The following is a 12,258-nucleotide window of genomic DNA, read 5'->3' on the forward strand; positions in this document are numbered from 1 at the left end:
GGAGCCACCGTCGGCTCAGGCGAAGTCCTCGGCGTGCAGTTCGCTGCGCGAGGTGACGCCGAGCTTGCGCAGCACCCTCGCCGCGTGCTGCTCGACGGTTCGGGGCGAGAGGAACAGCACGTCGGCGATCTCGCGGTTGGTGTGGCCGCCGGCGAGGAGTCGCGCGACTTCCTGCTCACGCGGGGAAAGCTCGTTGCCGTACCCGCGCCGCCCGCGTCTGGACGGCTTCACCCCGCCGATGCCGCGCAGCAGGTGTCGGCATCTCGCCGCGTCGCGGGTGGCGCCGAGGGCGTCGAACGTATCGATCAAAGTGGACAGTGCGGCGGCCGCGCCCGCGCCGTCGGAAGGCAGCAGGCACAGCGCCTCGTGCTCGGCGGCCATCGCGGCGTAGTAGGGGGCGTTCATCTTCTCGTAGGCGCCGCGCGCGCTTCGGTGGAATTCCACCGCGGTTTCCAGGTCGCCTGCCGCTTCCGCGAGTTCGCCGCGGCCGCTGTCGACCGCGGCCGCGCTCATCGGCGCGTCCCGGTCGAGGATCCCCGCCTCGGTCTGGTCGACGATGGCGCGGGCGTCGTCGAGCCTGCCCGCGCGTACGTACGCGCTGACCGCCACCGGCAGGATCTCGCCCGCCCAGGTCCACACCTGCTTGTGGCGCAACAGCGCCAGACCGCGGTCGATGTCCGCGCAGGCCTTGGTGATGTCGTCCTGGGCCAGCCACGCCCTGGCCAGTCCCGCGCAGCCGCCGATCGCGATCTGGGAGATCGCCTCCTGCGGCGCGTAGGCCCCGCTGTTGGTGAAGTAGCCCATCGCCTCGGACCACTCGCCGCGCGCGCAGGCGAGCGACCCGAGCACCAGGCTCAGCTCGCTGGCCACCGGCAGCAGGTCGTGGTACTCCTCGAGCAGCTTGCTCGCCCGCTCGGCCAGCCCGCTCCACGTGCCGAGGAACCAGTCGAGGCGGGCCCTGGTGGCCCGCGCGGTGCTCGCCACGAACGGCGCGCCGCAGTCGTCGGCCAGCCGCGTGCCGGTGTCCAGCGCGTCGGCGCCCTGCTGGAAATGACCGACCGTCACGCAGGCGTCGGCGAAGTTGCAGTACGCCCTGGCCAACTGGCGCTGGGTGGCGGCGGTGTACGCGGTCTGCGGAAGCTGGGACAGCCTGCCGAAGGCCGTCGGGTCGCCGGTGTGCAGCCGGGACCCGAGGTTGTTGGCCAGCAGCATGATCCGCTGTTCCTCGTCCTCACAGGAATCGATCAGCTCGTCGGTGCGGCGCAGCCACGGCTCGATCTCCGTGAACGGGGTGTCGCCGGTGAACGGCTGCGCGAGCACGGAGGTGGCCTTCGCGGCCAGCGCGGGACGCTCGCGGAGGTCGCCGAGCGCGAGTTCGATCTCCGAGCGGGCCGACGCCACCCCGCCCGCCTGCCGGATCAGCAGCAGCCCCAGGAACAGCCGGACCTCGCCGCGGGCCGACATCGAGAGCCTGCGGTCGCCGAGCAGCCTGCGCATCGTGGCCGTCGGGTTGATCTGGTCGAGCCCGGTGTGCGCGACCTGCCCCAGCTTCACCGCCAGCCGGTCGACGTCGGCCGAGGACAGCGACGGCTCGGCCAGCACCCGCTGCAGCAGCGTTGTGGCGGTGGCGGCGTCGCCGACGTCGGCGGCCCGGTCGGCGGCGGCCTCGCCGTAGCGCAGCCAGTCGGCGAGCCTGCCCGCGCGCTGGCTGTGCTCGGCGAGCTGGACCAGCGGACGGGGGCTGACCAGGTCGAGCGCGTCGATGGCCCGCAGGTGCAGCTGTTGGCGGTCCGGGCCGCTGAGCGTGTCGTAGACCGCCTGCTGGGCCAGGGCGTGGCGGAACGTGTAGTGCGCGTTGTCGGTCTCGTGCAGGACGTGTCCGGCCAGCGCGTGGCCCAGCGCGGCGCGGACCCGCTGCTCGGGGATCCCGGCGACGGAGCCGAGCAGCTCCGCGGTGGCGGGCACGCCGAGCACCGCGGCGGCCTGGACCAGCCGGTTGGCCGCGGTCGGCAGCTCGTTGAGCCGCTCGGCGATCGCGTCGCGCAGCAGCACCGGGACCTCGACGTTGTCCAGCAGCCTGCGCGCGGCGGCGCCGTCGGCGTGCACCGCGCCCGCCGTCGTGCGCAGCGCCCGCAGCGTCTCCTCGACCACGAACGGGATGCCCGCGGTGCGCTCGTGCAGCTTCGCGGCGAAGTCGGCGGAGACCGTCTCCTCGTCGAGGATCGCCGCGGCCAGCGAGCGCACGCCCTCGGCGTCGAGCGGGGCCAGGTGGACCAGCATGCTGGTGATGCCGGTGGGCGGCCGGTAGGCGGTGCCCAGCGGCATCCCGCCGGGCACGTCCTCGCGGCGGTAGGTGACCAGGACGGTCAGGTTCGGCGGCGGGTCGGCCATCAGGAACCGCAGCAGCTGCCGCGAGCCGTCGTCGGCCCAGTGCAGGTCCTCGATGATCATCAGGGTCGGGCCGACCGCGGCGAGCAGCTCGCGCACCGCGCGGAACACCCGGTGCCGGTCGGCCCGCGGGTCGCCGGACGGCGCGGGCGCCTCGGGCAGGTAATCGGCCAGCTCAGGCAGCATGGGGGCCAGGACGCCCGCCACCCGGCTCAGCGGGGGACGGCTCGCCAGCCGGTCCGCGCAGCCGCCCAGCGCCTCCAGGACGGCCCCGTAGGGAAAGGGCTCGCGCAGCGGCTGGCAGTTGCCGATGAGGATGCGCAGCGGGCCGAGGCGGCCCGGGCGGAGCAGCTCATGGACGAGCCTGCTCTTTCCGACCCCCGCCTCGCCTTCGATCATGACCACGGCGGGCTGGCGCGTCACCGTCTCGCGGAGCGCGTCGAGCTCGTGGCCGCGACCGACGAGCACCGGCGACGTGGTGCGCACAAGGCTCGCCGTCGGCTGCCGCTTCGGGACCATCCACACCCTCCCATGCCGGTGTTCAGGATCGGTGTCAACCCGACGTTCTTCGGAGCCTAAGCCGAACGAGGGTGATCCGGAACTCACTTGCCGCCGCGCAACCGGCAAAGCGATCTTAGTCGGCGTTCCGTGGCAGGAGATCGAGCTCGACCTCGGTGAAAGACGGGTAGGTATACCTACTGATACCCGGATTGTTCGCAGGGCGCGTCCGGCTGAAGGTGATCGGCAGTGGCTGTCAGTTGTTCACCCTGCCCGGCAGCCACGCCTCCGAGTGGCGACTTCCACTCGGTGGAGTGAACAAAGGGGCCTGTTGCGAGGCCGCGTCGGTCCCGCCCTAGCACGGGACCGGCTCGGCGACTTGTCGCTGTCGCGGTGTCACACCGCGCTCGAACCCTGCAGAGTAAGGACAGCCAAGCAATGAGAAAACTGAAGACCCCACTGAAAGCCCTGCTCGTGGGTTCCGCCGCCGTGGGTCTCGTGGCGCTCGCGGTGCCCGCGTTCGCCGCCCCGACCTCCGCGGCCGCGATCCAGAACGCCAACGCGCCCGGCACCGTCCCGGACCGCTACATCGTGGTGTTCAAGGACGACAGTGTCAGCCGTGCCTCCGTCTCGGCCAAGGCGAACGACCTGGCGGGCAAGCACGGCGGCGAGGTCAAGTACACCTACGACTCCATCCTACGTGGCTTCTCCGTGTCCATGAAGGAAAGCCAGGCACTCGCGCTGGCCAAGAACCCGATGGTCAAGTACGTCGAGCAGGCGGTGTACGCCACCGTCACCGACACCCAGCCGAACGCGCCGTGGGGACTCGACCGGGTCGACCAGCGCGACCTGCCGCTGAACCAGACGTTCGACTACCCGGCCAACCCGGGTCAGGGTGTGCACGTCTACATCGTCGACTCCGGCCTCAACTCCGCGCACCAGGACTTCACCGGCCGCGTCGGCGCGGGCCGTGACCTCGTCGACAACGACTCCACCCCGCAGGACTGCAACGGCCACGGCACGCACGTCGCGGGCTCCGCGGCGGGCACCACCTACGGCCTGGCGAAGAAGGCGACCGTCCACGCGGTGCGCGTCCTCGACTGCGCGGGCAGCGGCACCAGCGACGCGATCCTCGGCGGCATGAACTGGGTCAAGACCAACGGCATCAAGCCCGCCGTGGTGAACTTCAGCATCGGCTGCCGGTCCCGCTGCACCCAGCAGAGCTGGGACGACGGCGCGAAGGCCGTCATCGACAGCGGCATCCAGTGGGTTCAGGCGGCGGGCAACTCCAACGACGACGCCTGCTACTACAGCCCGCAGAAGCTGCCCGCCGCCGTCACCGTCGGCAACAGCAACCAGCAGGACGCCCGCTACACCGGGACCGGCCAGAGCAACTACGGCTCCTGCCTGGACATCTGGGCTCCCGGAACCAGCATCGTCTCGGCGTCGCACTCGAGCAACACCGGCACCGCCACGATGACCGGCACCTCGATGGCCTCCCCGCACGTCGCGGGCGCCGCGGCCCTCTACCTCGGCCAGAACACCTCGGCCACCCCGGCCCAGGTGCGCGACGCGCTGGTCAACAACGGCTCCACCGGCAAGCTCAGCGGCATCAACACCGGGTCGCCGAATGTGCTGCTCTACACGGGCTTCATGAACGGCCCGGTCGACCCGCCGTGCTCCGCGGCGACCAACACCAACGACGTGGCGATCCCGGACAACAACACCGCGATCACCTCGTCGGTGACCGTGACCGGCTGCTCCGGCGCGGGCACCGCGGCCACCTCGGTGAAGGTGGACATCAACCACACCTACACCGGTGACCTGGTGATCGACCTGGTCGGCCCGACCGGCAAGGTCTTCAACCTCAAGCAGGCCGGTGGCGCCAGCTCCTCGACGGGGGTCCACCAGACCTTCACCGTCAACACCGGCGCCGAGACCGCCAAGAACGGTGAGTGGAAGCTTCGGGTCACCGACGTCTACCGGTACGACACCGGCAACATCGACGCCTGGACGCTGACCTTCTAGACCTTCCAGTCGTTGGCGCACAACTGAAAGACCGCCCGCGGGAGGTGTCCACACCGGACACCTCCCGTCGGCGTGCCGTCACCAACTCCAGCGGATGCCGACGATCGCGGACTTCTCGTCATGGGTCAGCAGGTGCGCGCTGTTGTACGCGCCCAAGTGCAGCTCCCCGTGGTCGGTCTCCGGCAGCCTGCTCGACTCGCGCCGGAACTGGCGGCACGACGTGGGCACGGCCTCCGGGTGGAACACCACTTCCAGCAGGTATTCCCGGGCGCACTGGCGCATCGCCCGGACGAACCTGGTCGAGGCGGCCGAACCGTGCCACCGCACCTCGTAGGAGAACGCCGCGGTGTCGCCGATGCGCAGCACGCGGTCGAGCAGGATCTCCGAAAGCAGGAACCGACCGGGCTCGTGGGTGCGGGTCTGGCCCAGCGCGCAGCCGCTGAGCGCGGTGACTGTCGGCAGGGCGAGATCGGTCGGCTCCGCGCGGTGCAGGACCACGCAGGTGCGCCGCCAGTCCACTTCGGACCGGATGACCGCGTGCACGACAGTGCGGTCGTCGCGGCCCTCGCGGTCGAGGAAATGCTGTTCGCGCACGCTCAGGAACGTCAGCTCGCCGGGACCGGGGTCGTCGAGCTCGGCCAGCAGCGGGTTCAGGGCGCTCGCGCCGTCCCACAGGGCCTCGTGCGACTTCGCCGAGGACCGCGACGCCCACCGGCCACGCGGCTTTCGCGGTCCCAGCAGGGAGATCAGGTACCCGGGCGGTAGCCCGAGAACTTCCTCGATGATGGTGACCGCGCGCAGCGACTCCGGGCGCTCCGGCCGGGTTCGGCCGCGGCGCCAGTAGCTCAGCGTCGACAGGCTCACCTTGACCTCGTGCACGCTCAGCCGCCGCTGCAGCTGTTCGAGACTCATGCCGCTGCGGTCTATCGCACGGGTCAGGGCGACCGGGAACGACTCCCGGACGCCGGACATGGCCACCGGATCGCGGTGGGGTGCTGGCAGGGTGTGCATAACGTGTATTCGCCTTCCGGGAACGGAAAACGGCAGGCCCGGGAAGCCCCGGACCTGCCGTTTTCGATCAGGTGGAGATTACCGAGTTCAGAGCCTGCCGGCGCTGTTCCCGGTGTAGCTGAACGAAGTGACCGTCAGGGAGTAGGTCGCCGAGCCGGTCTTGCCGTCCGCCGACCGCGCCGTGATGGTGATCGGGTGCGTTCCGGTCGGGGTCTGGAAGCTGGTGAAGACCCAGATCAGGCTGCGCCCACCCTGTGCCACGGTGGCCGGGTTGAAGTACACCTGGGTGCCGGCGGGGACACCGGAGGCGGTGAACGTCAGGTTGCCCGTGCCGCCGAGTGCGGAGGCGTAGAACTCGTTGAGGCCACCCTGGTTCTGCGAACCCGAGGACGGGGACAGGGTCACTGTCACGCCACCCGGGGTCGTGGTGCTCTCGACCTTGAGCGACACCGCGGTCGTCGCGGTCTTGCCCGCCGAGTTGGTGCCGGTGACGGTCACCGTGTAGGTGCCCACCGCCGCGCTGCTTGATGCCGAGAGGGTCAGCGTCGAGGACGAGCCGGTCTGCACCGAGGACGGCGAGAACGACGCGGTCACGCCACTGGGCTGGCCGGAGGCGGTCAGGTTGATCGTCTCCGCGCCGTTGGAACCGGCGGTCGTGCTGATGGTGCTGGTGGTGTTCGCACCCTGCTTGACGATCACCGAGCTCGGCGAGGCGCTGAGCTTGAAGTCCGTCTGCTGGTTGCCGTTGACGGTCAGCGACAGTTCCGCCGAAGCGCCCTTGCCCGCCGCGTTCGTCGCGGTGATGGCGATGGCGTAGGTGCCTGCCGGGGTCGTGGTCGAGGTCTCGACGACAACCTTGGCGCCGTCGCCCGCCGGGATCTTGGCGGGCTGGAACGTCACGGTCGTGCCCGCGGGCTGGCCGGACGCGGACAAGGTGAGTTCCTCGGCGCCGCCGCTGCCCGCGGTGGTGGTCAGGCCGAGTGAAGCGCCCGCACCCGCGTTGAGGGTGAGGCTCGGCGAGCTGAGCGCGACCTTGTGGTCACCGGTGGTGTCGCCGGCGATGGTCACCGAGAGGGTGGCCGTCGCGGTCTTGCCGCCCGCGTTGGTGGCGTTCAGATCGATCGGGTAGGTGCCCGGAGCGGCCGACGTCGTGGTCTCGACGATGACCTTCGAACCGTCCCCGGTCTGCAGGGTCGAGGGGGAGAACGAGACGGTCACGCCGGAAGGCGCGCCCTTCGCGGTCAGGCTGACCTCTTCGGGGCCGTTGGAGCCCACCACGGTCGACAGTCCGACCGCGGTTCCCTCGCCCGGCTTGATCGTGACGCTGGACGGGTCGACCGTGACCTTGAAGTCGCCGGTCGGGGTGCCGCCGTCGGTGACGGTCAGCGAGACCGTCGACGAGTACCCCTTGCCCGAGCCGTTCGTGCCGGTGACGGTCACGGTGTAGGTGCCGTTGGGCGCGCTCGCCGCGGCGTCGAAGGTGACCTTGGCGTTGTTGCCCGCGGTGACGTCAGTGGGCTGGAAGACAGCCTGGACGCCGGACGGGAGGCCGCTCGCGGAGAGCGTCAGGCTCTCGGCGCCCGCGCTGCCCGCGGTCGTGCCGACCGTCGCGGAGGCGTAGGAGCCCGCCTTGACCGACACGGTCGACGGGGTGACCGAGACCGTGGGCTCGGCGGGCGTGACGGGGCCGACCTCGGTCGCGACCCAGTCACCCATCTCGTTGTTGAGACGGGCGTAGACGTTCCACCAGTCCCAGGTGCTCTTGCCCCAGGACGCGAGGCCGTAGATCTTGCCGTCGACCAGCAGCGGACCGCCGCTGTCGCCGGGCAGCACGGTCACGGGACGGCCGGTGGCGGTGCCCGCGCAGATCATGGTGGCGTTGTTGAAGTTGCCGACGCTGCCACTGCCGCTGCACTCGTTGTTGACGCCGCCCTGGACGATCGGCAGCTCAGCCTTGTCGAGCGTGACGTCCTTGAGGTCGTCGTTGACGTCCTTCTTGCCGTAGCCGAAGCCGAGACCCTTGCGGCCGACCAGGTTCACGTCCTTGTCCGCCGAGGTGGCGAACTTGGCGAAGGTTCCGTTCAGGGGGTTGATGTCACGGTCCAGGGTGACCACCGCGACGTCGTAGCCCTGGTCGAAGTTGACGTACTTCGGGTGCTTCTTGTAGGTGACGGCCTTGGCGTACTGGAAGCCGGTGCCCGCGCCGCCCTTGTACTCCTTGAGGTCGTTCAGGCCGTAGACGAAGCTCTTCTCGCCTGACGCGTCCGCGCAGTGCGCGGCGATGAGGATCTTGCGTGGCGCCACGAGCTCGCCGGTGCAGGTCTGGCCCTCCGGCCGCACACCGCCGGCTCGGATGCCCGCGATGATCGGCGCGTACTCGCTGACCGTGGCGTCCGTTCCGCCGATGAACATCGCGCCCGCGTCCGAACCCGGAGCGGGGTTGCCGACGGTACTGCCTTCGAACGTCGAGGCCCAGGCCTTCTTGTCCGCTTTCGACTCGGCCGCGTTCGCGATCGAGCTCCCCAGCGGGACCAGCACCGCGGCGGCGGCCAAGGCCATTACGCCCCAGGACCGTGCTGTTGGTTTCACGATTGTTCCTTTCGGATCTGGCGAACGCTCGTCTCAGGGCAGGGATGACGGCGGTTCGCTTCTCGCCACTTTCGAGTGACGCCAGGTGAGGAACAATCAGGGGCGGTATCCGTAGGGGTACGGAACTTAATGATCCCGCCAACCATTGACGGTCGTCTATGATGTGTGCATGGCCGGACTCGATGACACGAGCGCGGAGACTTTCGCGCACTGGTTCGCATGCCTCGCCGATCCGACGCGGGTGAAGGTGCTGCACGCGGTCGCCGCCAGTCCGGCGCCCGTCACGGTCGGCGCACTAGCCGTCGACGTAGGCATCAGTCAGCCGACGTGCTCACACCACATCCGCAAGCTGGCCGATGTCGGCTTCGTGCTCCTGCGCCGCGAGGGCACCCAGACTTTCGTCTCCGTCAACGACGCGTGCTGTGTCGGATTGCCGCACGCGGCCGAGGTCGTCATGGGCGCTCTGGCCGCGCCGAATGGGCCGATGGGCATTCCGGACGATGTCACCGTTCGCGTGATGCACGACGATGATTGGCCGGTCGTACGGCGCATCTTCGGCGAGGGGATAGCGACCGGGATGGCCACTTTCGAGACAAAGGTCCCCACCCGCGAGTCCCTCGACCGGAAATGGCTCAAGGAACACCGCTGGATGGCTGAACTCGACGGCGAGGCGGTCGGCTGGGCGGCGCTGGCGCCGGTGTCGAGCCGGGCCGCGTACGCCGGGGTCGCGGAGAATTCCGTGTATGTGGCCGAATCCGCGCGGGGGCGGGGAATCGGCAAGGCGCTGATCGACCGGCAGGTGCGCGCCGCCGACGAGGACGGGCTGTGGACGGTACAGGCGGCGATCTTCCCGGAGAACAAGGGGAGCATCTCGCTGCACCGCTCGGCGGGCTTCCGGGTTGTCGGCGTGCGTGACCGTATCGCCCGCCTCGACGGCGCGTGGCGCGACACCGTGTTGATGGAACGGCGCAGCGCCACCTGCTGCTGATGGACACCACGCCCGCGACCAGCGCGCGGATGAGCAGGCAGCGGGCCCGCGACACCCAGACGGAGCTGGCCCTGCGCCGGGCCCTGCACGCGCTGGGCCTGCGCTACCGCGTCCACCGCCGTCCGCTCCCCGGCGTGCGCCGGGAGGCCGACGTGGTGTTCACCCGCGCGCGGGTCGCGGTGTTCGTCGACGGCTGCTTCTGGCACGGCTGCCCGACGCATGCGACGTGGCCACAGCGCAACGCGGACTTCTGGCGCACCAAGATCGAGACCAACCGCACCCGCGACCGCGCGACCGACGAACTCCTCGTGGCGGCGGGCTGGGTGCCCGTGCGGGTGTGGGAACACGAAGACCCGCTGGTCGCCGCTCTCCGCGTGTCAGAGGCCGTGGTCGAGGGGCTGGGCAGGCGTGGGCTGATCTAATTGACACTGTGCCGCACACCATGATCGACCTGTTCGCCGGCTGTGGCGGCATGACTTCCGGCTTCGTCGCGGCCGGGTTCACCCCGATCCTGGCGGTCGAGCACAACCTGCACGCCGCTGCGACGTACGCGGCCAACTTCGGCGAGGACCACGTCCGCTGGGCCGACATCGCGACGGTCACCGGCATCCCCCGGGCGGATGTGATCATTGGCGGCCCTCCCTGCCAGGGCTTCTCCAACCTGGGTGCGCGTGATGTGGAGGACCCGCGCAACAAGCTGTGGAAGGAATACCTCCGCTTCGTGCGCGCCGCCCGGCCGCGGGCGTTCGTGATCGAGAACGTCGACCGGTTCCTGGCGTCCCCGGAGTTCGCCCTGCTGCGGGAGGAGGCCGCACCGGGCGGGCTGCTGTCGGAGTACACGTTGACCCCGGGGGTCCTGCTGGCCGCGGATTTCGGGGTGCCGCAGCGGCGCAAGCGGGCCTTCGTCATCGGCTCGCGCGTCGGCCCGATCCCGCTCCCGGTTCCGACGGGGGAGTGGCAGGGAGTGCGCACTGTGTTGTCGGGCCTCCCGGAGACACCGGCTTCGACTTCCCTGCCGAGTTCGACGGTGGAATTCTTCGGACAGCGGGTTCCCGGGCGTTTCAAGAGCACCGAACTGCACTTGGGCCGCAACCCCACTGATCTGTCCCTGGAGCGCTACCGCGCGATCCCACCGGGCGGCGGCCGCTTCGACCTCCCGGACCACCTGCTCCCACGGTGCTGGCGGGAGAAGAAGACCGGAACCACCGACGTCATGGGCCGCATGCGCTGGGACGCCCCCTCGCTGACCATCCGGACGGAGTTCTACAAGCCGGAGAAAGGCCAGTACCTGCACCCCCAGTGGCACCGCCCCATCACCCACCTCGAAGCCGCCCGCCTGCAAACCTTCCCGGACACCTTCGAGTGGTGCGGCTCCAAAATCGAGATAGCCCGCCAAATAGGCAACGCTGTCCCCGTCGCCCTGGCCACCGCCCTGGCCACCCACCTAGCCCCCCACCTCTAACCCACCCCACCCCCGCGAGTCCAACGTTCCCGACAGTGAGTCCAACGTTCCCGACAGTGAGATCTCGTTTCACGACGGCGAGTTCTCAGTCCGGCCGAAGACCTTCCGCGCCAGGTCCGCCGCCCCGTCCCCGCTCAAGCGCTCCAAAGCCTCCGATCGCCCGGTCAGCAACTGCAGCATCGCCGACGTCGGTCCCTCCACCACCGGTCCCGCTCCCGCGGTCCACCCGGTGTCCGTCCCCACCAACCGGAACCCACCCAGTCGCTTCCGGGCGTGGAACGGCCACCCCATCGACCAGGCCCGCTCCGCCGCCACCCGCGCCGCCGCGGCCGGGACCTCGATCTCCCGGCCGAGTGGCTGTGAAATGTCCTGGGTGTGGGTCAGCACATCCAGAATCGTCGTGAGCGGCCCAGTCCCCGGCGGCGTCCGCCGCGATCCCGCGAGCGACCGAAGCAGGCCGACGATCTCGCCGGTCGGCAGGTCCGCCTGCCGAATCGCCGTCTGAAGGACGAGTCGGTTGAAGTTGCCGCGGGCCTTCGCGAAGTCCACCATCGACCGGCCGATCGACGTCTGCGGAGCCAGCGTGAGGTGCGCTGCGACATCGCGCACCCGCCACCCCGAGCACAGCGACGGGTGTTCCCAGTCCTCTGGGGAGAGTGTGTCGAGGAAGTCGGCGAGTCGGAGCCGGGCCGCCTCGATCTCGGACCACACCTGTTCGGTCTCCACACCGGCCTCCGATAAGCTAAGGTCACCTGAATATCAAGCTTCCTGAACAGTACGAGGAGGGTCGGTGGAAAGCAACGGTCCGGCGAAGTCGCCGCCACCGCGCGGTCCGGAGCGGAACACCGCGGCCCTGCTTTACCAGGCCTACCTCCGACTCGCGGAAGGCATCGACGCCCGCGCCCCCCGCGGCGATGAGCGCGCGCGCCCGGCCCACGCGGCGGTCTTCATCAACATGGAGCACGACGGCATCCGGCTGACCCGGCTCGCCGAGAAGGCGCGGATGACCCCGCAGGCCATGGGCGAGTTGGTCGACGGCCTCGAAAGCTGGGGCTACCTGCTGCGCGTCCCCGATCCGTCCGACCGGCGGGCCAAGCTCATCGTCTTCACCGACAAGGGCCACGAGGCGCTGCGGGCGGCGTTCGACGCGGTCGAGGACGTCGAGGCGAGGCTGCTGGACCTGCTCGGAGCGAAGGACCTGGAACGCCTCCAGCAGGCACTCATCCAGGTGGCGACCGACTTCTAGAGATATGCGTCTCGTTGCAATGCAACTCGTTGCATAGGTACTCTCCGA

The 12,258-nt window shown here is 70.0% G+C and carries 9 protein-coding genes; 5 read left to right on the plus strand and 4 right to left on the minus strand.

Translation table 11 applies throughout. From position 1 onward, the window contains the following. Nucleotides 1-15 precede the first annotated feature (15 nt). The gene (locus tag GPZ80_RS23825; protein ID WP_222719779.1) at nucleotides 16-2,907 is read right to left on the minus strand and encodes an ATP-binding protein; all 2,892 of its coding nucleotides are present in this window, start codon (nucleotides 2,905-2,907) and stop codon (nucleotides 16-18) included. A 417-nt stretch (nucleotides 2,908-3,324) separates the two neighbouring features. Here GPZ80_RS23825 and GPZ80_RS23830 point away from each other — a divergent pair, with 417 nt between their 5' ends. After that, entirely contained in the window at nucleotides 3,325-4,914 is a 1,590-nt protein-coding gene (locus GPZ80_RS23830; protein WP_187223311.1) for a S8 family peptidase, read from the plus strand. A gap of 78 nt (nucleotides 4,915-4,992) precedes the next feature. On the opposite strand, the gene GPZ80_RS23835 is transcribed toward GPZ80_RS23830, so the two are convergent. Together GPZ80_RS23835 and GPZ80_RS23840 are read right to left on the minus strand one after the other, a co-directional pair. Next, nucleotides 4,993-5,925, minus strand: coding sequence for a helix-turn-helix domain-containing protein (locus tag GPZ80_RS23835; protein WP_187223312.1), 933 nt, complete (start codon nucleotides 5,923-5,925; stop codon nucleotides 4,993-4,995). A gap of 87 nt (nucleotides 5,926-6,012) precedes the next feature. Beyond that, on the minus strand, nucleotides 6,013-8,514 hold the full coding sequence (locus tag GPZ80_RS23840) for a trypsin-like serine protease (RefSeq protein ID WP_312880535.1): 2,502 nt from the start codon (nucleotides 8,512-8,514) through the stop codon (nucleotides 6,013-6,015). A 169-nt stretch (nucleotides 8,515-8,683) separates the two neighbouring features. Here GPZ80_RS23840 and GPZ80_RS23845 point away from each other — a divergent pair, with 169 nt between their 5' ends. Genes GPZ80_RS23845 through GPZ80_RS23855 form a run of 3 tightly spaced genes read left to right on the plus strand, consistent with a single transcriptional unit; the run spans nucleotide 8,684 to nucleotide 10,964 of the window. After that, nucleotides 8,684-9,502 (plus strand): helix-turn-helix domain-containing GNAT family N-acetyltransferase, encoded by an 819-nt coding sequence (locus GPZ80_RS23845; RefSeq protein ID WP_187223313.1) that lies wholly within the window; start codon nucleotides 8,684-8,686, stop codon nucleotides 9,500-9,502. Continuing rightward, nucleotides 9,502-9,924 (plus strand): very short patch repair endonuclease, encoded by a 423-nt coding sequence (locus tag GPZ80_RS23850; protein ID WP_187223314.1) that lies wholly within the window; start codon nucleotides 9,502-9,504, stop codon nucleotides 9,922-9,924. Before GPZ80_RS23845 ends, GPZ80_RS23850 begins: the two co-directional genes overlap by 1 nt. A gap of 8 nt (nucleotides 9,925-9,932) precedes the next feature. Continuing rightward, nucleotides 9,933-10,964 carry a DNA cytosine methyltransferase gene (locus tag GPZ80_RS23855; RefSeq protein ID WP_312880536.1) on the plus strand — a complete coding sequence of 344 codons (1,032 nt, stop codon included), beginning with the start codon at nucleotides 9,933-9,935 and terminating at the stop codon, nucleotides 10,962-10,964. A 69-nt stretch (nucleotides 10,965-11,033) separates the two neighbouring features. Here GPZ80_RS23855 and GPZ80_RS23860 read toward each other — a convergent pair whose 3' ends face one another. Next, nucleotides 11,034-11,690, minus strand: coding sequence for a maleylpyruvate isomerase family mycothiol-dependent enzyme (locus tag GPZ80_RS23860; protein ID WP_187223315.1), 657 nt, complete (start codon nucleotides 11,688-11,690; stop codon nucleotides 11,034-11,036). A 64-nt stretch (nucleotides 11,691-11,754) separates the two neighbouring features. On the opposite strand from GPZ80_RS23860, the gene GPZ80_RS32180 reads away from it, so the two are divergent. Continuing rightward, entirely contained in the window at nucleotides 11,755-12,210 is a 456-nt protein-coding gene (locus GPZ80_RS32180) for a MarR family winged helix-turn-helix transcriptional regulator (protein WP_091378990.1), read from the plus strand. Nucleotides 12,211-12,258 lie beyond the last annotated feature (48 nt).

It is taken from the genome of Actinokineospora xionganensis (assembly GCF_014323725.1).
Lineage (GTDB): Bacteria > Actinomycetota > Actinomycetes > Mycobacteriales > Pseudonocardiaceae > Actinokineospora > Actinokineospora xionganensis.